The sequence below is a fragment of the Paenibacillus sp. NPDC101420 genome (assembly GCF_050277435.1).
GTDB lineage: Bacteria > Bacillota > Bacilli > Paenibacillales > Paenibacillaceae > Paenibacillus_AQ.
Genome location: NZ_JBNNSE010000011.1, coordinates 100,463 through 124,166, shown reverse-complemented (window position 1 = coordinate 124,166; position 23,704 = coordinate 100,463). Strand labels below are relative to the sequence as shown.

General features: G+C 42.2%; 28 protein-coding genes and 1 pseudogene. 9 read left to right on the top strand and 20 right to left on the bottom strand.

Annotated elements, in window-relative coordinates:
- Positions 1–121: 121 nt before the first annotated feature.
- Together ACQKMP_RS29110 and ACQKMP_RS29105 are read right to left on the bottom strand one after the other, a co-directional pair.
- Complete coding sequence (locus ACQKMP_RS29110; RefSeq protein WP_339241483.1) at positions 122–253, bottom strand: XkdX family protein; 132 nt, start codon at positions 251–253, stop codon at positions 122–124.
- Positions 254–523: an XkdW family protein gene (locus ACQKMP_RS29105; protein ID WP_339241485.1), complete on the bottom strand. Its 270-nt coding sequence runs from the start codon at positions 521–523 to the stop codon at positions 254–256.
- A gap of 38 nt (positions 524–561) precedes the next feature.
- Between ACQKMP_RS29105 and ACQKMP_RS29100 the strand changes: the two genes are divergently transcribed.
- Positions 562–1,164 carry a site-specific integrase gene (locus ACQKMP_RS29100; protein WP_427472340.1) on the top strand — a complete coding sequence of 201 codons (603 nt, stop codon included), beginning with the start codon at positions 562–564 and terminating at the stop codon, positions 1,162–1,164.
- 241 nt (positions 1,165–1,405) lie between these two features.
- On the opposite strand, the gene gerQ is transcribed toward ACQKMP_RS29100, so the two are convergent.
- The 6 genes from gerQ to ACQKMP_RS29070 form a co-directional block, all read right to left on the bottom strand.
- Entirely contained in the window at positions 1,406–1,816 is a 411-nt protein-coding gene (gerQ, locus tag ACQKMP_RS29095; protein ID WP_371916527.1) for a spore coat protein GerQ, read from the bottom strand.
- A 185-nt stretch (positions 1,817–2,001) separates the two neighbouring features.
- Positions 2,002–2,433, bottom strand: a complete 432-nt coding sequence (locus ACQKMP_RS29090; protein ID WP_042188711.1) for a cell wall hydrolase — start codon at positions 2,431–2,433, stop codon at positions 2,002–2,004.
- A gap of 213 nt (positions 2,434–2,646) precedes the next feature.
- A complete protein-coding gene (locus tag ACQKMP_RS29085; protein WP_042194012.1) occupies positions 2,647–3,039 on the bottom strand; it encodes a DUF2500 domain-containing protein in 393 nt (130 codons plus the stop codon).
- A gap of 191 nt (positions 3,040–3,230) precedes the next feature.
- On the bottom strand, positions 3,231–3,407 hold the full coding sequence (locus ACQKMP_RS29080; RefSeq protein WP_179085723.1) for a hypothetical protein: 177 nt from the start codon (positions 3,405–3,407) through the stop codon (positions 3,231–3,233).
- Positions 3,408–3,648: 241 nt separating this feature from the next.
- The gene (locus ACQKMP_RS29075) at positions 3,649–4,938 is read right to left on the bottom strand and encodes a WD40/YVTN/BNR-like repeat-containing protein (protein ID WP_339241491.1); all 1,290 of its coding nucleotides are present in this window, start codon (positions 4,936–4,938) and stop codon (positions 3,649–3,651) included.
- A 26-nt stretch (positions 4,939–4,964) separates the two neighbouring features.
- Positions 4,965–6,347, bottom strand: coding sequence for an amino acid permease (locus tag ACQKMP_RS29070; protein WP_427472338.1), 1,383 nt, complete (start codon positions 6,345–6,347; stop codon positions 4,965–4,967).
- A gap of 172 nt (positions 6,348–6,519) precedes the next feature.
- Between ACQKMP_RS29070 and ACQKMP_RS29065 the strand changes: the two genes are divergently transcribed.
- Positions 6,520–7,443, top strand: coding sequence for an L-lactate dehydrogenase (locus tag ACQKMP_RS29065; RefSeq protein ID WP_042188714.1), 924 nt, complete (start codon positions 6,520–6,522; stop codon positions 7,441–7,443).
- An 89-nt stretch (positions 7,444–7,532) separates the two neighbouring features.
- Here the strand turns inward: ACQKMP_RS29065 and ACQKMP_RS29060 are convergent, their stop codons facing one another.
- Together ACQKMP_RS29060 and ACQKMP_RS29055 are read right to left on the bottom strand one after the other, a co-directional pair.
- Positions 7,533–8,438 (bottom strand): tyrosine-type recombinase/integrase, encoded by a 906-nt coding sequence (locus ACQKMP_RS29060; protein WP_427472336.1) that lies wholly within the window; start codon positions 8,436–8,438, stop codon positions 7,533–7,535.
- A 63-nt stretch (positions 8,439–8,501) separates the two neighbouring features.
- The gene (locus ACQKMP_RS29055; protein ID WP_427472334.1) at positions 8,502–9,398 is read right to left on the bottom strand and encodes a LysR family transcriptional regulator; all 897 of its coding nucleotides are present in this window, start codon (positions 9,396–9,398) and stop codon (positions 8,502–8,504) included.
- Between the two features lie 127 nt (positions 9,399–9,525).
- Between ACQKMP_RS29055 and ACQKMP_RS29050 the strand changes: the two genes are divergently transcribed.
- A complete protein-coding gene (locus ACQKMP_RS29050; RefSeq protein ID WP_427472332.1) occupies positions 9,526–10,848 on the top strand; it encodes an APC family permease in 1,323 nt (440 codons plus the stop codon).
- A gap of 87 nt (positions 10,849–10,935) precedes the next feature.
- Positions 10,936–11,892: an alpha/beta hydrolase gene (locus tag ACQKMP_RS29045; RefSeq protein WP_427472330.1), complete on the top strand. Its 957-nt coding sequence runs from the start codon at positions 10,936–10,938 to the stop codon at positions 11,890–11,892.
- 239 nt (positions 11,893–12,131) lie between these two features.
- Here ACQKMP_RS29045 and ACQKMP_RS29040 read toward each other — a convergent pair whose 3' ends face one another.
- Genes ACQKMP_RS29040 through ACQKMP_RS29020 form a run of 5 tightly spaced genes read right to left on the bottom strand, consistent with a single transcriptional unit; the run spans position 12,132 to position 13,800 of the window.
- Positions 12,132–12,512, bottom strand: a complete 381-nt coding sequence (locus ACQKMP_RS29040) for a hypothetical protein (protein WP_427472328.1) — start codon at positions 12,510–12,512, stop codon at positions 12,132–12,134.
- Positions 12,513–12,515: 3 nt separating this feature from the next.
- On the bottom strand, positions 12,516–12,692 hold the full coding sequence (locus ACQKMP_RS29035; RefSeq protein WP_339241506.1) for a spore gernimation protein GerPD: 177 nt from the start codon (positions 12,690–12,692) through the stop codon (positions 12,516–12,518).
- Entirely contained in the window at positions 12,673–13,293 is a 621-nt protein-coding gene (gene gerPC, locus ACQKMP_RS29030) for a spore germination protein GerPC (RefSeq protein ID WP_339241509.1), read from the bottom strand. Before gerPC ends, ACQKMP_RS29035 begins: the two co-directional genes overlap by 20 nt.
- A 48-nt stretch (positions 13,294–13,341) precedes the next feature.
- Positions 13,342–13,563, bottom strand: a complete 222-nt coding sequence (locus ACQKMP_RS29025) for a spore germination protein GerPB (RefSeq protein ID WP_081951137.1) — start codon at positions 13,561–13,563, stop codon at positions 13,342–13,344.
- Between the two features lie 12 nt (positions 13,564–13,575).
- Complete coding sequence (locus ACQKMP_RS29020; protein WP_036687577.1) at positions 13,576–13,800, bottom strand: spore germination protein; 225 nt, start codon at positions 13,798–13,800, stop codon at positions 13,576–13,578.
- 116 nt (positions 13,801–13,916) lie between these two features.
- Here ACQKMP_RS29020 and ACQKMP_RS29015 point away from each other — a divergent pair, with 116 nt between their 5' ends.
- Together ACQKMP_RS29015 and ACQKMP_RS29010 are read left to right on the top strand one after the other, a co-directional pair.
- Positions 13,917–14,375, top strand: a complete 459-nt coding sequence (locus ACQKMP_RS29015) for an Hsp20/alpha crystallin family protein (protein WP_339241513.1) — start codon at positions 13,917–13,919, stop codon at positions 14,373–14,375.
- Between the two features lie 237 nt (positions 14,376–14,612).
- Positions 14,613–14,789, top strand: coding sequence for a hypothetical protein (locus tag ACQKMP_RS29010; RefSeq protein ID WP_339241515.1), 177 nt, complete (start codon positions 14,613–14,615; stop codon positions 14,787–14,789).
- Positions 14,790–14,920: 131 nt separating this feature from the next.
- On the opposite strand, the gene ACQKMP_RS29005 is transcribed toward ACQKMP_RS29010, so the two are convergent.
- A complete protein-coding gene (locus ACQKMP_RS29005) occupies positions 14,921–15,859 on the bottom strand; it encodes a GNAT family N-acetyltransferase (protein ID WP_427472325.1) in 939 nt (312 codons plus the stop codon).
- A gap of 148 nt (positions 15,860–16,007) precedes the next feature.
- Between ACQKMP_RS29005 and ACQKMP_RS29000 the strand changes: the two genes are divergently transcribed.
- Positions 16,008–16,403, top strand: coding sequence for a hypothetical protein (locus ACQKMP_RS29000; protein WP_339796074.1), 396 nt, complete (start codon positions 16,008–16,010; stop codon positions 16,401–16,403).
- Between the two features lie 289 nt (positions 16,404–16,692).
- A pseudogene (locus ACQKMP_RS28995) lies at positions 16,693–16,878 on the top strand (transposase); the annotation flags it as partial.
- Positions 16,879–17,218: 340 nt separating this feature from the next.
- Here ACQKMP_RS28995 and ACQKMP_RS28990 read toward each other — a convergent pair.
- The 4 genes from ACQKMP_RS28990 to ACQKMP_RS28975 form a co-directional block, all read right to left on the bottom strand.
- Entirely contained in the window at positions 17,219–17,896 is a 678-nt protein-coding gene (locus ACQKMP_RS28990; protein WP_427472323.1) for a stalk domain-containing protein, read from the bottom strand.
- Between the two features lie 844 nt (positions 17,897–18,740).
- On the bottom strand, positions 18,741–19,154 hold the full coding sequence (locus ACQKMP_RS28985) for a VOC family protein (protein WP_042188733.1): 414 nt from the start codon (positions 19,152–19,154) through the stop codon (positions 18,741–18,743).
- Positions 19,155–19,188: 34 nt separating this feature from the next.
- Positions 19,189–20,112 (bottom strand): ketopantoate reductase family protein, encoded by a 924-nt coding sequence (locus ACQKMP_RS28980; protein ID WP_427472321.1) that lies wholly within the window; start codon positions 20,110–20,112, stop codon positions 19,189–19,191.
- 287 nt (positions 20,113–20,399) lie between these two features.
- Positions 20,400–22,175, bottom strand: a complete 1,776-nt coding sequence (locus tag ACQKMP_RS28975) for an ABC transporter substrate-binding protein (RefSeq protein WP_427472319.1) — start codon at positions 22,173–22,175, stop codon at positions 20,400–20,402.
- A gap of 143 nt (positions 22,176–22,318) precedes the next feature.
- On the opposite strand from ACQKMP_RS28975, the gene ACQKMP_RS28970 reads away from it, so the two are divergent.
- Positions 22,319–23,554: an MDR family MFS transporter gene (locus ACQKMP_RS28970; RefSeq protein ID WP_427472318.1), complete on the top strand. Its 1,236-nt coding sequence runs from the start codon at positions 22,319–22,321 to the stop codon at positions 23,552–23,554.
- Positions 23,555–23,704: the final 150 nt, after the last annotated feature.

The window sequence follows — 23,704 nt, the reverse complement described above, 5'->3', positions numbered from 1 at the left end:
CATCCCCACCCCCTCCTTCTTGGTTTGCTCCCCCAATGGACATAAAACAACTCCCCTCTCTATCTATTGTTCAATATAAATAGCCCCCGTAATTGTTACGAGGGCAAAATAAAAACGCCTACTATATGGCGCTATCTGTAATCTCTTTAGCTTGTTCAGTCGTTATCTTTTTGGCGGTAACAAATACCTGTACTTGCTCCCCCGTATACAACCCTGCGTCAAAGTATCGCTTAATCAGTGCGTACCAGTTCATTTACAACACACCTCCTTCCACGAGGCTCAGGAGTAAGGCTGCCTGGTCCTGTTCCGCTTGATCTTGCCTTGCCTGAGTCTGCACAAGCTCCAGTAATAAAGCAGCGTTATCGGCTCGGAGTTGCTCAGTCTCCATCAGTTCTGGTGGTTTATTAGCCTCAGCTTCCAGATATGCCACCCATGCGGCCTGTAACTCTTCTTCTGTCGGCTGTGGTACGTCCAGATTCCACACCGCGATAAACTGCCCACGATCTACAATGTCATAATCCACACCACGGTTTAGGTGATGATCTAGAGACGTTTTATTTTTTGCTGTTTAGCGGAGTGCGACCCGGAGAATTTTGTGCATTAGAGTGGCCTGATTTCAACTTCGAAACTCGTGACGTTCATATTTATAAAACTCTTCACTTTCCTCAGGGTGGAAGTGGCGCATACCAATTAACACCTCCAAAGACTACCGGATCCGTCCGCACCTTTGATGTGGATGATTTCATCGTTGAGATGTTTAAGCGGTTAAAGGTAACTCAGTCCTCTCGACATAAAAGATACAAGGAGCTCCACGATGATTTTGTAGAGACTCAGTTTATTTTGACCAATAACAACGGAACACCATTTACAAACTGGAAGTTAGTTAATCGTATGGCTCGTCTAATGAAATTAACAAATATCAAGAAGCACGCAACTCCTCATATATTTCGACACACGCACATCACAATGCTAATCGAAGCAAGTATCGCGTCTGGCTCTCAGATTGATCTCAAAACGATTATGAAGCGTGTAGGTCACGATGATGCAAAAACCACACTCAAGATTTATACCCATGTGACGGAACGAATGATGCAGAACAGTAGTGACAAACTAAAAATCCACTTCCAAAACATATTAAATCCCAAGGATCTGCCGAGAATGTGATTTTTCTGTGATTTCAAGATAAAAAAAAGACTCAAAATCCCTTGTAAACACTGATATATCAAGGTTTTTTGAGTCTTATACAATTTATTATATTAATATATTGGGGCAAACCGCAAGCATGCGTGTTCTTTCGAAAAAAAACGGGTCTTTATTCCCCTTATTATTCCAAAATATCAGTATGTATAAAGAAAACCCCCTCACCGTTAAGTGTTGGGGTTCATCCAGAAATATAAGGACTTGATTAGCGACAGTTTCTTGTTGTTGGAGGATTACCGATCACTCCAGGGTACTGGTAAGTAAGGGGCTCATCAAATGTAGCATAATCAAAATAAATCATAAGTAATACAGTACGTTGACCAGTTACTGGGTCACTAATAATTATGTGGTCACGGCCCGCAGCTTCCAGCACACCCTTGTAAACTTTGGCATTCCACTCTTTGTTATTTTCGTAAGTAAAATAAAATGTACCTACTTTGCCTAAATTCAGTCTGAAAATATTTTCGATATACGATTGTTCAAACTGTTGAGGTGGGTTTTGAACTACAACCCCTCCTGGTGTCATTGGACTTCCACTGCTAACTTGTGGCGGCATGCTACCCATGCCTTGCATTCCTTGCATCCCTTGCATTCCTGTAGACATTGGCATTTGCATACCTGAAGAAGAAACACTACCAATAGTATAAGTGACGGGACGGTATGGTTGAACGATCATTTAATGAAACCTCCTAAATGTTTATCGGAGCAGTTGCTCCCTTTGGACACAAAAGAACCTTTGCACTAGCTTACTGAGAGAATTACTCATAATAATGAGTAATTCTCTTTTACACAGTTACCCTGTTAATTACCAATAAATACAGACGGACAATCTTCTCCAGTCGGAGTAAAGAAGCAATGAGCTTTAAAGCGGCCTGTGTTTTGTTGGTTATACCAGGTTGGAGGGCAATCTCCTACAGGACGGAAGAACCATAAAGCATTGGTCGCTGGCCATGTTCTTTCACCTGCAATTGCACGTTTTGCAAGACGGATATCTGCTTCTCTTGCTCGTTGATAGAAGTAGCTTTTCTGCGGGGCTTCGAATCCTCCTGGACTTTGATAGACCATGTCATTCACATTACGAATGTTCAAAAAATCAAGGCAATTGCCAAGAATCCGGTTGACACCAACATTGCCGACCATAAGCATACCGAGATCTCCATCTTCCTCAGCTTCCGCTCTCATCAACCGCGCTAGCACCTTCACATCTTCCGAGTTCGTTTTGATGACGGCCACGCTGTCTCCTCCTTGGGGTTGCTTCGTAAACAACCTCGTTCTTAACTGCATGGTGTATTGTATGTGCATTAGCCCAAGAGGTGACAGTTCCAACCTAATTTTAAAGCCATTTGCTTTCCGTTAGGTTCTTAATAGTCCGCAAATAAAAACCATTCTCTCTGCTCCGTTGAATGGAACAGAAGAATGGTTTAAGAATGAATGTATAGCTAATGACTACTCCGCTGTGGAGTATTGTGGTTGTCGCTCAAATCCGTGATATCTGGTTCCTTGATAGGTAAGCATGCCTTTATCGCCTTCTGCACTCATTCCATATTCATGGCCATCTACTTTAAATTCAATTCGACTGCCCCCATTCAATTCGTACGTTAAGTAGTAGGTTGTACTCGTACGACTTGAACCATTATCTTCTTGAACCTGCTGCTGTCTTATTTCACTCCGCTTGCTGACGATACGGGCAGGGATGGTTAGCATGGGTGAGCTATTGTTCCGGCTCCATTGAAGCAAACCCCTGCCTGCTGATACTGCAAGAATACCAACCATTACAATGAGAAATATTGGCATCACTGTTCCAGAGAAATCAAACATCCATGAAAGATCCGGGCCCATTCCCATGACATTTTCCCCCTTCATACCCATTAATTCAACCCTTAACTTAACTTCAGGCACTTCTGTACATGTATATGCCTCTTCTAGTCCAGAAAGCATTAAATTAGTGAGACTTCATGCAAAAAGACCACTTCGTTTTCTTAGAAATCAAGAAATCGAGTGGTCTTTAATCATAATTTTGAGTGATCAGATTAAGCATGAACGAGGTCTAGCAATTGCTTCGTTTCGTCAGTCTCAACATCTAACATACCATTGTCTGCCCAGCATGCTCTGCATTGTTCTTCCGTTTCACACAGGTGAGCGTCATCACAGTTGTAGCAAAGTTGCAGCAGGTTTCTTGTCATATAATCTGTTTCAAAAGTTTTCATTGTAATCTCTCCTATTCGAAAGTTAAGTTTGTGAAAATTTGAACTTGTTCTATGTGTTAAATATATCACACGATCATTTAAATGTCATGTGATTTTTTTCACATCTATAAAGAAAATTTTAATTAAGTTTTTTCCTTATATTCAATCAATCAAAAACATATTGATTTAGAAGTTCATTCTTATTCAAAAAAAGCTGTTTCAAAAGTATTATCCTCTACTTTTGAAACAGCTTCACTTCACTTTACATCACACGCCAACTAATCCCACCATTTGTAGTTTGTAAGAGGAGCGAGCGTTTTTGTTCTTTTTTCTCAAGTAAAAGCCATCCCACCTCTGTGGAAATAAACTCCATCTTAATCGTCTCAGGATATTCCTCAAGCTTAGACTGCAGAACACTGCTCTCCTTTAGAGGGAGCCAAGTTTTCCCTTGGTTAGCGGTATGGTAAAGAGTATCACCAATAATGGCCCAACCAACTTGCGAATTCAGAAACGTCGGAGCGCTCTGATGATTCCCTCCGGTTGGACTCTTTAATTCAAACGGTGTGAATTTCCAGTTATCTCCACCATTAGCGGTAAAGTAACCGTGGTAAGTAATCGTCTTATCTTTATCATTTTGGCAGCCCACAGACATCCAACCATTAGTCTTACTAGCATCGAAGAACTCTGGTTTGCCAGTAATGACTCTGTCACAGCTTTCCAGTTGTTCATTTACCAGAAAAGACTGTCCTGGATTCCAACTCTGACCACCGTCCTTAGTTATAAAGATCTTAGGAAGGGCACCGGTCTGCAAAGTCACAAATCCTTCTACACGACTCTTGAAGATCATTCCAGTACTTACACCTGTGAACGGGATCGAATGATTGGGAAGGTTCGGATTATACTGTTCATTCTGCATCACTTCTTCCCATGTGGCCCCACCGTCTGACGTTGAATAAATCGCCTTGCTTTCCTTATTAGGAGTAGCGTTCGCAGAGGTCATTAACCATCCCTGTGTTGGTGAATTGAAATAAACGGAAGATACATTATTATCATCACCTAATGAAGAGATTTTCCAGCTTTTCCCTCCATCAGTGGTTCGTAGCACTATATTCTCTGTCGTACCAAAAGCACTTCTTATAATCCAACCATGGTTAGAGTCAGTAAAAAAGATGCCTTTTCCATAGACAGGTGTGGACAGGAACTGCACATTGGGTGCAGGAGAAATATTAGCCCAGGTCGCCCCGTTATTATGGGTAACGTACAAACGAAGTTCATTTTTTGTTACACCCCATACCATGCCCTCTGTCTCACTAAGCAGATGAAAACCCGTAATTCGAGTTTGAACCTGATATTTCGGGCCACTCTCTTTGTTAGTATTGTTATTTGGTGGTGTAATCAGAGTAATCGTCTGTCCTTCTTCCGGTGCTTCTGTAGGCTGTGGCTGTGGAGAAGGCTCCGGTGGTGGTGAAGAACATGCTGAGACTATCCACGCTAAAAAAAATAGCATCATAAACATTCTTAGAGTTTTCAATCCAGCGGTTCTAGATGTCAATGCCCTCTCTCCTCTCAATTGGAATCTTATTTATGATTTAACTTACTATTACGGTAGCCGTATAGAAAATAGATCAGAAGTCCAAGACTCGTCCAAATCAGAAACCCAATCCATGTCTCACTTCCTAGATTATACATCAAATATCCGCATGTTGCCGCACTTAGCAATGGAATGAAGGGTACCCAGGGTACTCTGAACCCTCTTTTCATATTGGGATGAATAACACGCAGGGCAATTACCCCCAAAGAAACGACAAAGAAGGCAAACAGTGTTCCAATGCTTGTTAAGTTAGCCAATCGATCCAAAGGAATAAAGCCCGTTAATACAGCTATAATGATCCCAACCATCCACGTACTACGAATAGGTGTCTGTGTTTTAGCATTGATCTTAGACAATCCTCGTGGTAAAAGACCATCACGTGAGATTGCGAATAACAGTCGGGTTTGACCGAACAGCATTACGAGCAGTACAGTGGTCATTCCCGCAATAGCTCCAACAGAGATTAGACCCGCTATCATATCTTGATTTACAACACGAAGGGCATAAGAAACGGGATCACTAACATTGAGATCCGTATAAGGTATAATACCTGTTAATACAAGTGAAACTAGGATATACAATACAGAACATATAGCAAGGGATGAAATAATCCCTATAGGCAAATCGCGCTGTGGCTGCTTTACTTCTTCTGCAGCAGTCGATAACGCATCAAAACCTATGTAGGCAAAGAAGACAGTTGCCGCACCGTTTACAACACCTTGATAGCCAAAGGGTAGAAATGGAGTCCAGTTCTCTGGTTTAACATAGAAAAATCCAGTTACGATAAACAAAAGCACTACAGCTATTTTGATAACGACCATAATCGCATTAAAACGAGCAGTCTCTTTAGTTCCCCGTGTTAGTAAGTAGGAAATTAGTAAAATGATTATTACTGCTGGTAAATTAATAATGGTACCTGCTTCCGCATTAAACGCCCCGGATAGTGCTGTAGGAATATGGATACCAAAGCCCTCTAAAAGTCCCTGCAAATAGCCTGACCATCCACTGCTTACTGCAGCTGCTGCAACGCCATACTCTAACACGAGGTCCCAGCCCAAAATCCAAGCGAGTAATTCTCCAAATGCTACATAACTATAAGCATAGGCACTTCCGGAGACCGGGATGGTCGATGCAAACTCTGAATAACAAAGGGCTGACAGCACGCAGGCAAACGCGGCTAACAGGAATGAAATGACAAGGCCAGGACCAGCGTGTTCTGCTGCCGCTACTCCTGTCATTACAAAAATACCAGTACCAATAATCGCTCCTACCCCTAGCATGGTTAGATCCAGCGCACCAAGTGTTTTGTTCAACTTGGTTGCACCTGAGTTTGAAGGTGCGATTAGCGGTTTTTTGCGAAATAAATCCATTCTTACATTCTCTCCTGTCTAGTCTTGTTGTCAAATTGATTAGAGAATTTCTATTAAGTATGCCCAAAATGGGGTAATGCATTAAATAAGACCTGCTTGAAAACAATATCGTTAGCGATTATGATGGACAAGATTAAAAGCTAAAAATTTTAATTACTGAGGAGATGGAATCATGGCCCCCCCGAAACCCAATCGTGTCGTAGTCATTGGTACTGGAGCAGTTGGTACAACAACAGCCTATACATTACTGCTACGGAGACGTATGCCTGAGCTCGTACTTATTGACGTTAATCAAAAGAAAGCCCTTGGAGAAGCATTGGATATGAATCACGGCATGCCCTTTGTTGGTGGTGTGAAGCTATGGGCTGGTACATATGAAGATTGCCGGGAAGCGGATATCATCATTGTAACGGCCGGTGCATCACAAAAACCGGGTGAAACCCGGATAGATCTTCTCCGCAAAAACATTTCAATTTTCAAAGATATCGTTCAAAAAATCACCAAATATAATCAACATGCGATACTACTTATTGCTACTAATCCTGTAGATATTTTGTCATATGCCACTTTGAAAATAAGCGGTTTTGATCGCAGAAGAGTCATCGGTTCCGGAACGGTGCTGGATAGTGCACGTTTTCGCTACCTGATTGGACGCCACAAAGAAATTGATCCACGCAGTATTCATGGTCAGATTATAGGGGAACATGGAGACTCGGAACTTCCTGTTTGGAGTCTAGCGAATGTTGCCGGGATTGATCTCGGTTTTGACGAAGCAGAACAAGATGAAATATTCCAAGATACTAAGAATGCCGCTTATGAAATTATTGATGCCAAAGGCTCAACCTCTTACGCAATAGCATTAGCACTAGATCGTATTGTGGTATCCATTCTTCATAATGAAGGCTCTGTATTGAACGTATCTACTTTATTGAATAATTATAACGGAGTTTCGGATGTCTACCTTGGCGCCCCTTGCGTCGTAGATCGGTCCGGTGTACGAGAAGTACTAGATCTTCCATTAAATGAGACAGAACGAGCTCTATTCCAAAAATCTGCCGAGAAGCTTAAAGCTGAGATAGCTAAGCTAGAACTATAAGCAAATGAATACATGGGGCTCTCCCTGTTGTCATGATACATGGCCGGGGATAGCCCCTTTTTCATGAAAGATTTGCACTTAGAATTCTATCAAATCTGGACTTGCAATTTCGACATGGCTTCTTCCTTCTCACGGCTCGTGATATGCGTGTAAACCGTTGTTGTCTGAATGGAAGAGTGCCCCAGCAGCTCCTGAACCGTCCTCAGATCCGCACCTTTTCGTAGCAGCATGGTAGCGAAGGAATGTCGTAGCTTATGGCTGGAATAGGGTCGACGTTGTGCAGCAGGCACATCCCTTTGGAAACGATCGAAGGTGTCCGCAGCGATTTGCTGAATGCCACGTATGGACAGCCTGCGTCCTTTCTGTGAAATGAACATAGCTTCCTCTTTACTGCGCCAAGGATTTAATCGTTCTTCAATCGCCAGATCGAGAAAAGGTACCACATCCTCTGGAATCGGTACATTACGCCATTTACGTCCCTTACCGAACACTCGAAGGGAATGTCTTTCTACATTATAATCACTTAAATTAAGCGTGTGGACTTCCCCCACCCGAAGCCCCATATAGGACATGAGTAAAAAGACTGCTAAATTACGACCTTTGTATTTCCCATCTATAGAAGACAAAAATCGCCCCAGATCACCTTCATCTAAGTAGACCGGTTCGCGATTGATCTCAGTTTTAGATTTCTTAATCCCAGCTGCAGGATTGGTAAGAAGCAATTCCAGCTCAATTAATGCCTTAAAAAAACAGTTAATTGAGGCATGCTTCCGGTTACGGGTACCATCACTTACTCCACGTTCACGCACTGACGTAAGAAAAGAAATAACATGTAGCTTCTTTACGGACTCTAGCTTTTTACCATTCAGACTTTCTAAAAACTGTTTTACATCCACTAAATAGGATTTCTGCGTATAGGGAGTGTAACCGGCATCCTTCATCCAGATTAAAAAAGCCTCAAGCCCCTCTTCGTAGTCTTCACTCCACTCATTCATGGCTTCGAGCCTCCCTTGATTTCGACAATCTATTGTACCATAGAATAGCTACAAGAATTAAACTTAGCTGCACCATTTTTCAGCATGCTTTTGTACAGCTTTTAAAAACTCTGTTAGAACAGGAGATTTCCATTTCTTATGATGATAGGCAATTTGAGTGGCCACACGCTGCGATTCATCATTCCAATTCAGCCTAGCTAACTTCCCTTCCGCTAATTCGTTGCTCAGAGTAATCATTGGAATAAAAGCGATGCCTAGACCCGCCATAACACATTGCTTGATCGCCTCAATACTCCAAAACTCTAACGTAGGGTCCGGAAATACCCCGTGTCTGTTTAAATGATGTTCAAATAAAGTACGGTAGCTACAACCAGTTTCCGTATGCAATATCGTTTCTCCCTTAAGATGAACCGGTTCTACCACTGGAAGATTCAATAAGGGATGATCCGGCGGAGCGATCAGGGTCATTTGTTCCTGCACCAGTGTTTCTATATTCAGATCTTTATCTTCCGTCTCTGGTTGCAGTAGGAAGGCCAAATCCAATTCACCGGATCGAACTAAATCCGTTAGCTCCCAGCAGGCCCCAGGCTTCAGAAGAATTTGGACCTTTGGATATTTCACGCGAAACTCCTTGATAATGCCTGGTAAGCGAAAAGCAGCCAGAGATTCAGGTGCACCAATGCGTAAAGACCCTGTTAGCTCACTCTCGGAGCGAAGAGCATCTTGCGCTAGAGAGTGCATTCTGGAGATCTCTTGAGCGAATGGGAGCAGACGGCGGCCTGCATCGGTTAGGATGATCTTTTTACTGATCCGATCAAATAAAGGCTGACCTATTTCAGTCTCTAACGCTTGGATCTGTGCGGTAATACTGGATTGTGCATAATCAAGCTTCTGTGCAGCGCGTGTGAAGCTACCCGTCTCCACTACGACTATAAAGGTAAAAAGATGACGTGATTCCATACGTGCCCCCTGAATAATAGTTACCCATCGGAATTTCGAATGGATACTATTCAAAAAATCTGTTTTTCCAATGGATCTATTATCTGCTACTCTATAACAAAAGACAATGAAAGCAGGATTAAAAATCATGAAAGATTCAAGTTTAACCACTTTACGAAGAAACATCGGCATGCCGCAAGCCATAGCTCTTTATATCGGCGCTGTATTGGGCTCGGGAGTCTTAATCGTTCCCGGACTGGCTGCAGAAATGGCAGGTCCCGCTTCATTGCTGGCATGGGGATTTATGACGCTGTTGATTTTGCCAATGGCCTTATCGATGGGCCTGCTCTCTGCCAAATTTCCTAACGCAGGAGGCGTGTCCCACTTCGTCACCCTTGCTTTCGGACCTAAAGCCGGATCTTTAGTGGGCTGGTTTTTTCTAATGTCTGTTCCGATTGGTGCGCCTGTCGCTGCGCTGACCGGAGCTGGTTATATGACAGCCGCAATGGGCTGGGATGAAACTGCGAGAATTACTATCGCTGCGGTGATGTTGGCCATTGGGCTAATTACAAACTGGATTGGTATGCAAGTGGCGGGAAAGGTACAAATTGCTGTAGTGATTGCGATTGTAGCTGTTCTCGTCTTCTCGTTTGCTACTGCGCTTCCTCGAATGGAGGTTGAACACTTCACTCCCTTTGCCCCACACGGATGGATGAGCATTGGACAGGCTGCAGCAATCCTATTTTGGTGTTTTATTGGTTGGGAAGCTGTCTCACATCTCTCTGAGGAGTTCAAAGATCCACAACGTGCTGCAGTTAAAGGTGTGACCATCGCTGCTATTATTGTAGGTGTTCTATATTTCTTATCCGCTTTAGCAACGGTTGGCACACAAAGTTACCTTAAAGGTGGGTCGAGCACTTCACTTGTCTGGATCATCAGCCAGCCCCTTGGACGCTGGGGAGGATTTATCGCAGGACTTACAGGTCTCTTCATCTGTACCGCCACCATTATCGCTTATGCCGGTGCTGCCTCGCGTGTGGCTTATGCGTTATCACGTCAGGGCTACGCACCGCAATGGATGGGGAGACTGTCCAAACCCTATCATACCCCTATCGGTGGGATAGCTTTCCTGCTCCTCTGTTTTGTAACGGTCATGTCACTGTACAGCAGCGGATTGATATCTATCACTACTTTGATCCAGTTTCCAAATGCGACATTTATCCTGACTTATATCGGAGGTTGTGCTGCGGGGATACGCCTACTTAAGGGAAGTAGATTAGGCGTAACGATTAGCTGGATCTCTTTTCTAGCTACCGCTGCCGTGTTTCCTTTTACAGGCTGGGCAATAGGCTATCCGTTACTTATTACTTTGATGTTTATTTTGATCTTCCGTATCAAACATAAACAAACGGTTGAAGGAATAAGGGATTTAAAAAGTGAAATTGGTGAGGATCAACAAAAAGCATTGTAAGACTCATATCGTTTCAGTATTCGTTTAGATGGTTATGGAATGAAGAGGGTAAACTATACTATGACCAGACAAAGGAGACGATACATCATGCCAAATCAACCAAAGATTATTCTTGAGCCAGCAGCGCAGAAATTTGCCGATGATAATTCCAAACCTCCGTTCCTTCCTGATCTTGGACCAGAAAAAGGCCGTGAAACGGTAGATACTGTACAATCCAGTGAGATATATAAACCTGAAGTCGAAATTGAAGATCTTATGGTGCCAGGAGGACCTAATGGTAATGTTTCCATAAGAATTGTTCGGCCCCCTAGCTCCTCTTCCACGTTGTTGCCAGTGATCCTTTACATTCATGGTGCTGGTTGGGTGTTTGGTAATGCGCATACCCATGACCGCTTGATCCGTGAGCTAGCTGTTGGAGCGGAGGCTGCCATTGTTTTTCCAAATTACAGCCTCTCTCCAGAAGCTAAATATCCTACAGCAATTGAAGAAATCTATGCTGTTCTGAAATGGATCGCTGCACAGGGTAGTGAACATGCACTTGATGCTAGCAAGCTATCCATAGGCGGTGATAGTGTCGGTGGAAATATGGCAGCCGCCATTACGCTTACTGCTAAAGAACGCAGTGGCCCGAAGATAGGGAAACAACTTTTGTTCTATCCGGTAACGGATGCCTCCTTTGATACCGAATCTTATCATGAGTTCGCAGAAGGATACTTCTTGCAGCGTGATGGAATGAAATGGTTCTGGGATCAATATACAACTGACCCTGAGGAGCGGAAGCAGATCACAGCCTCCCCGCTTCGAGCTAGTGTAGATCAGTTACGCGATCTACCCGAAGCACTAGTCATAACGGGTGAAGCAGATGTTCTACGTGATGAAGGTGAAGCTTATGCCGCCAAATTACGTGAAGCTGGAGTCACAGTCACGGCAGTTCGTTTTCAAGGAATCATACATGATTTCGTGATGCTAAATCCTTTAGCTGAAACCAATGCCAAAAAAGCCGCCATCAAGCTGGCGACTACATGGCTTCGTGAAGGTTTCTAAATAAATATGTTCGTTCACCAAATTAGAGAAAGCCTGCAAATGTGCAGGCTTTCTCTAATTATAAGTTTAATGCTATTTCTATAGCAGAATACCTTTGATGGCCCTCCTTTTCGTAGCTCGAAACTCCCTTATTTGTGAAAAGTACTTTCTTATAGGACAGTACCTCTTGTTAGTTTACATAATAATTATTATGTAAACTATTTTATTTTTATGAAATAAGTATCAACAAATATGCCAAATTACCCCTCATCTTCTGAAGCTATTTCTCGCTTGAACTCACTGGTTCGACTCTCCAGATGAACTGAGCCACCATTTCCAATCTGGAAGGTCGTCCCAGACCCAATCGATAAAATCCTAATATATTGCATATTAATCGTTGATTCCTTGGAATCATTTAAAATCTCAACTTCATCTTCATTCACTTGCTTCGACCATGCCGTAAGTGGGATCTCTAAGGGTGAAGCCTCTCTATTATTGCTATTAATCTCTTTCATGTTATATAGGTAATTTTCTTTACTACCCACAAATTTAGACTGAATCCGCTCTACAGAGCCACATATGAAAATCGAACTGTCAGACAGATTATTGATATACACATCTAGTATGCGTGAGGTGTGCATTTATTAACTGCCTTTTTGGACTTGATCTGGAGCAATCGGAGCATACTCTATCACGCTGTCAAACGCCGAAGAACAGTTAATCGTCTGCGTATCCCCTACTAAAAATAACGAAGAACCTGATATCGAAACCACTTTTACTGCGTTTACATTTATCTCTCTGTTAATCACGGTTACTTTCATGCGGCTCCCGCCTTCCAGTTATGTTTATTTCCAAATGCCGTTCTACCGCAGTAACAATATCTCGTTTGATTTGCTCTACTATAGAAGCACTTTCCTCTTCTGTGTATCCACGCCCTTCCTCTGCGGTAGGGAGCTGGCTTACATACTCGTTAATCCGGCCATCCATCTGATTCAGCAGATCCTGAATTACCATTTGGATATACTGCTCATCAATACTTAAGTTCTGCTCTTTTTCTAAGCGTGAAAATTGAGAAGGAACTTCCTCTTGCACATACTTCAGAATCTCTGGACGAATTTTATCAGATAATGCAGTTGCAGTTGGTGTCACTCCCTCTTGCTCCCCAATAGGCTTACCATTGATCATTGCTTCATCCAGATTATTCCCCTCATTTGGTGTAATGCCTATATTTAGAGTGCCTTCCAGCTTCTCGATTTTCAATTGTTCAAAATGATAATTTATAGGACCTATACTTGCAATGTTATTGTTCTTTATGCTGACTACTTCACACTGTAAATCTTGGAGCTGTTTTTCTAGAAGTCGAATCTTTTCTGTTTGTATTCTTAATGCGTTAAAGACTTGCTGAACATAATACGGATGCATACAACCCCCTCCTATGGTTTATTGTATGCGAGGGATACAAGCCTAATTCTAGCGTGTATATAGTTCAGTTGGTGTAGGCAAGCAAACAAGCGGTGAATCACTTTTCGCTGATGATAAAGCAGGAGGAGAGTCTGGAACGTCAATAGACTGATAACTATGAGACAAGGCATTAATTCGGCCGGAAGTGCCGATCTGAAGAACCGATGAATTTGAGATTATACCAATTTTTAGATTATTGACCGAGATGCACTGATACACCGTAATATTCATGTAAACCCATCCTTAAGGAGGCGATACTTGATCCACCACATCTGAATCCATCGTGTTCGTACTGCTGGCTGCATTATTCGTAATGTTTGTACCTATGGAGTCACCTATGGAGAAGGAGTTGGCACCGGCATAGATTTTGGAGTTACTGCTCAAGATAACGGATGCCGTATTTCCTACTAAGACTGTGGAACTGGGGCCTACGCTGTTAATTTTAATGTTGCCGATGATTGAAACCACCAAACCACTCCTCCCTTCGGAATGATAACCTATTCTATGTAGATATCCGCCCAGATGTCACTGAATAAGTCATACGCCCATACAATGGATAAAAAAATGAAGGAGGTTCAGCATTCATGAGCCCCAATAAATCGAACCCTTTAGATTGGATGAACGAAGATCCCTTTTTTAAGAAAAAGTTATCCCTAAAGTCGCTTGAAGAGCAATGGAAGCTGGATCCAAGCCAGATCGATGGCTATGTTGAAAAAATAATCAGAGAAGCTACCGCGGCCACCTCTTCCTCATTGACGGACGAAACCTCAAGTCTGCAATTTGAGCATCTGGACACACATAATTATTTGATCACGAAAATTCGTATTCCAAGTGGAATTCACCCCGAAAGTATTTGGGCACAAATCAACCGAACACAAATCAAATTAAGCGGTCTCGGAAAAGATCATAGCGAGATCATCCCACTCCCCGTTCCAGTCAATCCGGATCAGAGCAGAGGCACTTATAAACAAGGCTCATTGCAATTCAGAATGCCGAAAATGTCAGTAGGAAAATTTAGAAATATCGACATCCGTTATTTATAAAAAAATCCTTAAAACCCCACCTTTTTGCTCGTCCAAGTGGCGATCTCTCCTCAAAAAAATGCCTTAAAACTAAAACAGCGTATAATTTAAGTTATGCGCTGTTTTTTTAGGGCGTTTTTTGCCCTTTTTATCCTTAATTTTGTCTGCAATCACAAAGGAATTTATAAGCTTCATTCTCCGAACTTTAAGGTTCCCTCGCTCATAAGATAGGGTATCAATCGCAAAGGTGGGCTATTTATGTCCAAAAACAAGCGCGGCAAAGCACTCTGGCGTATGCCATCCCGAAGCAGAGGAACATGTCTGATCTGCGGCAGCACTCGTATTAAGCTGTTGTACATCGGAAAAGGACTTTCTGGCGAAAAGGTTAACGTGTGTAAGAAATGCGAGGGTAAACAAGTAACTAACAGTAACTGAACAAAATTGTTCAGAGGATTTCCTGTCATCATTTATTACAAGGCGAACGGATTACTAAAAAAGTGCAATCCTGTCATCGAACCTCGATGAAACTGAATCACACTTTGCTTAGTAATCCTCCACTTCAAAAACTATAGGAGTTCTATACGATACCGTCTTTCCTCACTCGATAAACTGAATCCGACAGATTCATAAAGATGCAATGCAGAATCATTATCTGTTAACACCATTAAATAGGCTTCTTCAAGTCCATGTGTTCTGAAATAGTTTAACGCTTGAGAAAGCATGTACGTAGCAATCCCAAATCTTCTCCACGGCTCTAGTACAAAAACATTTTCAATATACCCACTTTTCTCTTCCTGCCATACCATCAAGCTGCCTACAACCCTCTCCCCTTCTCGAACAACCATAGAGTTCCAAAGCGGATTTTGCTTAAACTGAGATAGCCGTTCTTTCCCGAGTGGGGTTTCTGGCCAAACCTCTGCTTCCAATTCTAAATAAAGATCTTCTTCTTGTGGCGTCTCCATCATCCAAGTTGCAAATTCAAATTCCTTTTTCAGTTCAGGTACGGTGTAGGAATGATCAAGAGTATGATTCATTTTAAATAAGCTATTGAATTGACAGAAGCCCTTTTCTTTTTCAAAAAATTGCGTATTTGCGATCTCTGATGCGTTATTCCCGACACATAGTGTCGTTTTGTACGCTGTTGATAAAGTTTCCTTCAATTCAAGTGCTCTCAAGAGGAGCGTTTGATACATGCTCTCTAATAAATCGTAGTCTTCTTCTCGATCAGGTATTGTTTTCAAATTCAAATAGATCGAATGTCTGCTTTCCTTTGAACGCCCAGGCGGCACAATATTTATGATCTCTACTTGACCTTTGGCAACCATTTTTCCATTTTCAAAGGCGCAGTACACATTCTCCCAGTTTTCCTTATCGCCAACCCACCAAAAAACAGCATTTCCCCGCGAAGTAACCGAGTTATATAACTCACCCAGTAATGGCATGTCCCCTTGTTCAAAATGACGAATCGTTATTCCTTCTGATGAAAGAATCGTAGATTTTGTCAAAACAAAACCCCTTTTCATATAAATTTTGGCATACATTAAGGGTAGCACAACTCTTCCAATTTCACTTGTTAATGAATAGTTATAATTAATTCTTATATACCGTAACATTTATCGAGTGAACCCTGTCTTACTTACATAGGGGGACTAAATGATGAAGAGACGATTTTTTATAGGTATTGCTATATTTTCATTAGGTATTGTGATAGCTTTCGGGATCGGTACGATATCAAATATCCTAACTCCATTTAAGAATTTCTTACTCACTGTTGATAATCAGTCGGATGATGAAATTAGCTCTATTGAAATAGGTTTAATCCATATGGATTCTAAGGAATTATTTACAGATCCCATCAAGAAAGGTGAAACAAAAAAGTTCAAACCTACATTGAGCTTAAGTGGTGAAGGTTCTATATACCTTAAGTATACTAACGCAAAAGGACAATCCACCCAAGAAACGGTATGCGGTTATACAGAGTATCTATCTGGTTATTCAACTGTCACGATTACTAATGAGGGCACAACTGTTGTTCAGCAATGTAATTAAATCCTTTCTTCTAAGGGGCTGTCCCAAAAGCCATGAAACGGATGCTTAGGAGATCCCTTGTTTTTGGAGTCGGATAGACGGTTGCGCTCCATAAGGACGCTCCGCGAACAGTCCATTGTTCCAATCGCTGTTGTGTCCAGATTTTTTTCAATTTTCCTTAGCGGATAAAATCCGGAAACAAAGGCGACCGCTATCGCTTTTCCACAATCAGTCCGTTCTCTCCGCTGTGTAGGCGGGAAATGGACTACAATATTTAAAAAAACGCAAAAAAAAACTCTCTTTTGGTAAAATGGAGTTACCACACAACTATTTCAAAGAAGAGGTTTCTTTTGAACATTCAGTATACCAAGCTCAGGAAATCCTGCGAAGCGAGGAAGACTATGCTTTGTCCGTACGTCGAATGATAGAACTAGAGAGTATGTTTGGACAACTAAAGAACAATCGGAGCTTCCGGCGATTTCTGCTTCGCGGCATGTGTTCGAAGAAAATAAATTAGTAGACTGAGTAACGTCCCTTTAAATGGCTACCGGCGAACACATTCTTGTCGTCGGCATACCGATCGCGGCCCGTCCCGTTGCATCCGAAAGAACCATGAGCACGAGTTGCAGGCGCGCTGCTCAGCCGTTTGCTAATCGCCATGCCAGTCTACAACTTTATTTTTCGAGTCGACACATACCCTCTAAGCATGTCCACATATAACGAAAGATGGATTTAAATCTCTTTATAGCAAAAGAACGAGAAAAAATCCAATGTAACCTCACGTGAAAATAAGCCCACTACGCCTATTCGGGCATTGTGGGCTTCGCTGCTTAATCTTACTTGTATATTGAAGTATCTAGCGGAATAATGAACCCGCCGTCAACAGCTTGTGTCACATTTATTGCGATGGTCTTTACTCCAGAAATATCTACCTCAATCGTCAGGAGATCACTATTTGGTGAAATCTTCTCTACTTTTTTAAGGAGCACATTCTTGTCATTATCCCTAATTTCAAGAGATTCCACTTCCTTGCCGACTGAAGCGAATTGTAGAACAAGCTTCTGATATTTGCCGTTAGGGCTGAGCGCGGTATATTTAATATTTGAATTAGGTGCGCTGTACAGAACTTCCTTATAATTTTTGCCGCCGTATTTGGTCAGTGCAGGGTCCTTGGTATACAGACTCGTGTTAAAATCCTCCTGCTTCACGGGAACGCCTGCCTGCTGTTCGCCAATAATCACCTCTTTGGCTGTCCCGTCATAATTCACCGGAACATCCAGAAGCTCAGAAACAGATCGTACCGGAAGATAAGTAGTTCCTTTATAAGTAATTGGAAGTACCGCTTTGCCATTGCCATCTTTGAGAGGGGTAATCTCCCCGTTCACTCTGATTTTTAAATCTCCGTTTAACAACGCTTTAATTTCTTGGAGCTGCGAGCTCGCGAAAGCACCTGTGCCCATGCCCACTAAAAGTATCATGGTACCGCATAAAGTCGTAACAACCTTCTTCTTCATTTCTGTTTTCCTCCTCTTGGGATTTCTTCAAATCCAGGTATTCCGCAAACAACGGTTATTTGAGAGATAATCTCTCTGAAAGATGACGCTACATGTGCGATAGTCTCAGTAGAGTTGAATATTTTACCATATTATATCACAAAGCCCAATGCTTCATTTCCAATTCTCCCTTCTTCCAAGCTACTGATTAACCCAGCCCTTTCTAAAAGCATATAACTCTTCTTCTGTGTATTATCATCAAAACACGAAAAAAGGCGCTCCCGGCAGTAGTCCAGAAGCGCCTACTTCATTCCCATAGCAGTACCAACTACTCTCCAAATCCGCGGGCTGACTCTTTCAATTTTTGAATTAACTGACTCACTCGTCCCTGGGATACACCGATTAGCTCGACCAACCTTCTTTGTGATGTAGCCGGTTACTCTTTTAAGACCTCAACTAGTCGGACGAGCGTATCCTTGCTACGGTTCTGTTTGAGAATATAATCTCACCCGGCTGTCCACCCCAATGCATCCAAAAGAATCAGGAGCTCGAGCTACAGCCTCGCTGCTCAGCCGTTTGCTAATCGCCATGCCAGTCTACAATTTTATTTTTGGAGTCTAATACTTTATTTTCTTTTGACAGCATGGAAAAAGTGACGCTTAAGGTCGGTTGACTTTCACTTGCTATGACCATAAACAAAGAGCAGTAATTCTCCAGTGACGGGAGAATTGCTGCTCTTTTGACCTTTTTGCGGATTAAAAATGGAGAGTGGGCTATCAACTTTAATCGTAGAAAACCTACTTTTTCACTTGGAAAGTATGTCGGGTCAAACCCTAAAAGATTTGACCGCGCAACACTTCAATCGTTATGCATTCCCCGAAAAATTTAATTGCCAAGTCACGCCAAATCTATCCGCTACCCAGCCAAATTTCGGACTAAACGGATAGCTTCCAAGAGGCATTAGGACCTGTCCACCTTGCGCTAATGATTCGTAGACCCGATCAATTTCAGCTTCACTCTCACAATTTACATATAAGGATATCGCTGGAGTAAAGGTAAACCCGTGCTGAACATAACTATCTATACACATAAATACTTGTCCATGCATAGAAAAGGAAGCTTGCATTACACTCCCTTCAGGTCCTGCTTCATTCGCTCCATATCGCTTAATGCTAATAACTTCGGAATCATCAAACAAGGACGTATAGAAATTCATAGCTTCTTCTGCCTTACCTTCGAACATTAGAAAAGTCATGATCTTTTGATTCGTTTCCTTCATAATTGTCCAGCTCCTTATTGTGATTTAAAGTAGATCATTTCATATCATTAACGCTTTCGTATACTTTCAAACGGGCATACACGGTTTCGAGAACCGGATACGCGCCTTGACCCGGAACAGCCATAGCCAGAAGTGCCCCATGCAGATGGTCCGCTTCTACAGGTAGTTGCTTATGCATATCCCGATGCATGGATGAAGTAAATTCAGGTAACACAGAAAGCATCTTTTGCATCATGGAAGCTATATTTTCCGGTCCCACAGGCATTCCAGCATTTTGAGCCAAGCTAACAATCTCTTGAAGAAGCTGCTCATAGATTGCACGTGCTTTTGGGGAAGCAAAAATAGGCCCAACAGAGCTGTCCATTAAAGTGGTAATCCCACTTAGACTAGCTACAAATATATATTTCTGCCACACTTCGCGCTGAATGTCAGAACTTAATGTCACTGTGAATCCAGCATGATCCAAATGACTCAGCAGCAACTGTGTTCGTTCTGACTCACCACCTGCCCATTCACCCAACACAATACTATGGAACGAACTGCTTTGAACGATAGTACCTGCTGAATCTAGAGTTGTTTCTATATAACAAAGACCACCCAGTACATGTTCTGGGCCAAAACGCTTCTGCAAAATGCTAAATTGATCGTAACCATTGAGGAGCGGGAGGATCAGTGTATGTTCACCAACGTAGGGTTCAATGTCATTCATCACCTGAGGCAAATGGTATGCCTTGACCGCTATAATAATGCAGTCGAAGGGCTCTACTGCTTCCCTATTAGAAATCGTTCGTACAGAAGTCTGAAAATCCCCATGAACACTTTTTACAATCAAACCGTCCGCTTCTAACTGAATCTGTTTGGCATTTCGGACGAGAAAAGTAACATCTTCTCCTTTTTGAACTAGACGTCCCCCGAAATATCCACCTATAGCTCCTGCACCCACGATAAGAAAACGCATAATAATCTCCCCTTCTTTTCCCTTAATTTAAACAAACAAAAAGACCTTTTAGCTATCTGCTAAACAGGTCCGAAAGGCAAAAAAAGAGTCAAGTATCGACCGTTCTTTTGTCTCGGTCCTTACGGATCTGAGCAAAATCCAACGAGTTCACCTCCATGGCTACATGTTAATTACTATTCATTTATTAAAACCTATTAGAGCACCATTCGATGATTTATCGATACAGCCTCCCTGGAAAGTATAGCAAAAGAAAACATTCCTGTACAAGCATATTTAGGTAACTCTCCTTAAAGACTAGTAGTTTTGATCCACAGTTTTGAGATATCCAGAAATCCGAATGAACTGGTGTGAAGTCCAAACAAGCTTTGATTTAGCTGCGCTTTTTTATTCATATGACAACCATATAACACCCAATAGTTGTCCCTAAGCACACCTTCTGCCTGATCCAGCAACTTTATTCTTTCTTCCTTTGGGGATTGCGTGAAATCGGTAAGTACATCTGAGAATAACAAGATCTGTTCATCTCTCAGCAGAGAAAAAAGATAATTAAGTTTATTATTAAAGTAGTTAACCATTCCCCACTGCCAATCATCTTCAAGAACCTCTTCAGCAAGGAGGATTTCGGAGGTGTTCTTTATATCTGCTGAGTTAAACTCGTTGAATAAATACAGCTCAATATGCAGTCCTACTGAAGCAGCTCGTGCTTGAAGCCACAGGGATTCTTCTCGCTCTTCTTTTTTATCTTTTGTAGCTAATCTTAAGGTCTCCCCCTGGTAGCCACTTGCCACTAGAAGCTCTCTCGCATGTTCCAGAGTAGGCTCAATAATACTTCTCTTACTGCTCTCCCAAGGTAAAAAGCTATCAGCAGGGGTACTACGGTTCCCTCCTAACTCCTTAATTAAGGCTTCTCGGCTGTAAAGGATTCGTATAGCCAGCCGGAATAGTTGCTGTTGATGAATTCCGTCTTTATGGAAATTGAACAAGAGATATCGGCATCCCAAGGCAGGGTAGTCAATACTGTGGTTACAGATGATATTAGGTAATAAACCTTCCTGAGCAGATTCAGGAAGTTCATACAATCGTTCATTTGAAGCTTGTTCTGGCAAATACCAGATTTCCACACGATCTAGTAGCGGGCGTATACCGTAATAATAGTCAAATGCCGCGAGGACTAGCACATCTTCATTAAGATCTAGTAAACGATAGGGCCCTGTTCCACACACTTCATTAACAAGATCTACGTCATGAGGAAGAATCGACATATGAATACAGCTGAACATGTGTAGAAAAAAGAGATTGGGACGAGATAGCTCAAACCTGATCCTGTGATCTCCTTCGGGCTCTACTCGTTCTATATCTTTGTATAGGCTCAATGCTGGACTGTTCAAATCTATAAGGCGTTGAAATGTCTCTTTTACGTCTTTGGAGGTCATTATCCTGCCGTGATGGAATCGCACACCTTTACGGAGATAAAAAATATAACTTGTACAATCTTCATTGGCTTCCCACATATGAGCCAGACCAGGGAGAAAAGTATCACTTCCTGCATCATAGGTAACTAATGTGCTATATATTTGTCCGAGTAAATAGGATTCAAACGCGGTATATACATAAGCTGGATCCAGCACTTCCATATGCCGGTTTCGTGTAATTCGCAAGACATCCAATCCTGATGTCGACTCCGTTTCACTACGGAAGCCCATCTGCTTATTTAACACCATTAATAACCGTTCCTTTAATGTGTCGCTAACCTGACCACGACTTAATAACTCTATAGCTTCCTTAATCTTCCCCTTATTAATCAGTTCCTGAAAGTTGTCCTCCAGCACCTCTTCAATCGTTCGAAGAAAAGTTAGCTGCGAGATATTTCCACGTCCTCTTCCAGGCTGCCAGTGTATAAAACCCTGCTCTTCAAGTTTTCGCAGAATAAACTTTACATTACGCGGAGTGCAGCACAGAATCGAAGCTAGTCTATCTATCGTCACAGGATTAGCTTCCCCTATATCTATTGAGGATGGGATGGCTATTGCTAAACATAAAAAATGATTACTAATATGGTCCACGATCGTTCACTCCTTTAAAGGTGAAACACAGTAAGTAATTCTTACACTTTTACTTCCCCCTTTTATCATTATAATTATACATATATCGTTAATGAATATGCAGTACTAAATTATAGCTATCAGATTAGGAGACCTTTTCAATTATGAACCAGCATCTTAGGCATATTCACCCACTAGCTTGGACCATCATCGTCGGTACGATGTTCGGACGTTTGGTAACTTCAATGAGCATTCCGTTCTTATCCATCTATTTAACCCAAGTCCTTGGAGCCACCCCCACACAAACGGGGATTACGGTAGCCGTCAGCTCTCTGGCGGGCGTAATGGCCAGCTTCTACGGAGGATATATCTCGGATATTGTAGGCCGCAAAATTGTCATGTTAATCTCCGTGTTTGGCTGGGCAGCAGTATTCTTCGGATTCTCTGTTGCACAACATCTGTGGGTATTCTTCCTGGTCAACACCCTGAACGGTTTATGCAGATCCGTGTTTGAGCCCACATCACGGGCACTTTTATCCGACATTACCCCTGCTGAAAGTAAGCTGCTTGTATTCAATCTTAGATACGCTGCGATTAACCTTGGTGTTGTTTTTGGTCCGATTATTGGAGTACAGCTCGGTTCTGCCGAATCAACGTTTCCTTTTATGATCGCTGGTGTTGTATATGTTGCATATGGACTTGTATTATTCGTCCAATTTAAATTGCATCGTTCAACCATGCAGAGTCATACGCAAGCTGAACCACCACGTTTACTTGAAGCCTTGGCAACAACCGGTAGAGACCGTGTATTCTTGCCAGTTCTACTTGGTACAATCTTTTGTGTACTTGGATACGGACATTTTGGTTCAACTATGGCGCAATATTTAGCAATGAACACCCATTTCACAAATGGTGGGCAATTATTCTCCTATATGTTGTCACTCAATGCCATTACAGTGCTCGTGGTACAGTATCCTATCGTACGTACTGCAAGCAAATTCTCGCCGATTGTTCCATTGATTCTCGGAAATATCTGCGTTGCTATTAGTCTTCTCTTAGTAGGTTTAGCTGAAGGTGTAGCCCTTCTAATGTTTAGTGTCGTACTATTTACGATAGGGGAAGTACTGCTCTTTACGATGATGGATATGTTAATTGATCGGATCGCGAAGCCAGAAATGAAGGGTACGTACTTTGGAACGATTGGCTTTAACAATTTGGGGAGTGTAATCGCGCCTATCTTCGGCGGAGTGCTGCTGGATCATTATGGAGCTCAGAATGGCCTTACGATCTTCCTGCCACTCGCTTTAACCACGGCTATAGGTCTTCCTTTTCTATTCGTAGCGCACAAGAGGCTTACTGCCAGAGAGAAGTTATCGCATGGTGTTGAGACTAGCGCATAAATGGCTAAATTTTTTAAATCTAAAGGTTATTATGGGGCAATCCCAAATTAGTTAACATATTAATTATTATGTAAACTTATTGAATGAATAAAGCCTATTCACAAATGAGCGGGACCGTTTCATTGCAGAACATGCAATCGAAACGGTCCC

Coding starts and splice junctions, on each gene's coding strand:
- ACQKMP_RS29110 (WP_339241483.1), bottom strand. CDS start 253: ATGAACTGGTACGCACTGATTAAGCGATACTTTGACGCAGGGTTGTAT.
- gerQ (WP_371916527.1), bottom strand. CDS start 1,816: ATGCAAATGCCAATGTCTACAGGAATGCAAGGGATGCAAGGAATGCAA.
- ACQKMP_RS29085 (WP_042194012.1), bottom strand. CDS start 3,039: ATGGGCCCGGATCTTTCATGGATGTTTGATTTCTCTGGAACAGTGATG.
- ACQKMP_RS29080 (WP_179085723.1), bottom strand. CDS start 3,407: ATGAAAACTTTTGAAACAGATTATATGACAAGAAACCTGCTGCAACTT.
- ACQKMP_RS29070 (WP_427472338.1), bottom strand. CDS start 6,347: ATGGATTTATTTCGCAAAAAACCGCTAATCGCACCTTCAAACTCAGGT.
- ACQKMP_RS29065 (WP_042188714.1), top strand. CDS start 6,520: ATGGCCCCCCCGAAACCCAATCGTGTCGTAGTCATTGGTACTGGAGCA.
- ACQKMP_RS29060 (WP_427472336.1), bottom strand. CDS start 8,438: ATGAATGAGTGGAGTGAAGACTACGAAGAGGGGCTTGAGGCTTTTTTA.
- ACQKMP_RS29055 (WP_427472334.1), bottom strand. CDS start 9,398: ATGGAATCACGTCATCTTTTTACCTTTATAGTCGTAGTGGAGACGGGT.
- ACQKMP_RS29050 (WP_427472332.1), top strand. CDS start 9,526: ATGAAAGATTCAAGTTTAACCACTTTACGAAGAAACATCGGCATGCCG.
- ACQKMP_RS29045 (WP_427472330.1), top strand. CDS start 10,936: ATGCCAAATCAACCAAAGATTATTCTTGAGCCAGCAGCGCAGAAATTT.
- ACQKMP_RS29040 (WP_427472328.1), bottom strand. CDS start 12,512: ATGCACACCTCACGCATACTAGATGTGTATATCAATAATCTGTCTGAC.
- ACQKMP_RS29035 (WP_339241506.1), bottom strand. CDS start 12,692: ATGAAAGTAACCGTGATTAACAGAGAGATAAATGTAAACGCAGTAAAA.
- gerPC (WP_339241509.1), bottom strand. CDS start 13,293: ATGCATCCGTATTATGTTCAGCAAGTCTTTAACGCATTAAGAATACAA.
- ACQKMP_RS29025 (WP_081951137.1), bottom strand. CDS start 13,563: ATGAATATTACGGTGTATCAGTGCATCTCGGTCAATAATCTAAAAATT.
- ACQKMP_RS29015 (WP_339241513.1), top strand. CDS start 13,917: ATGAGCCCCAATAAATCGAACCCTTTAGATTGGATGAACGAAGATCCC.
- ACQKMP_RS29010 (WP_339241515.1), top strand. CDS start 14,613: ATGTCCAAAAACAAGCGCGGCAAAGCACTCTGGCGTATGCCATCCCGA.
- ACQKMP_RS29000 (WP_339796074.1), top strand. CDS start 16,008: ATGATGAAGAGACGATTTTTTATAGGTATTGCTATATTTTCATTAGGT.
- ACQKMP_RS28990 (WP_427472323.1), bottom strand. CDS start 17,896: ATGAAGAAGAAGGTTGTTACGACTTTATGCGGTACCATGATACTTTTA.
- ACQKMP_RS28985 (WP_042188733.1), bottom strand. CDS start 19,154: ATGAAGGAAACGAATCAAAAGATCATGACTTTTCTAATGTTCGAAGGT.
- ACQKMP_RS28980 (WP_427472321.1), bottom strand. CDS start 20,112: ATGCGTTTTCTTATCGTGGGTGCAGGAGCTATAGGTGGATATTTCGGG.
- ACQKMP_RS28970 (WP_427472318.1), top strand. CDS start 22,319: ATGAACCAGCATCTTAGGCATATTCACCCACTAGCTTGGACCATCATC.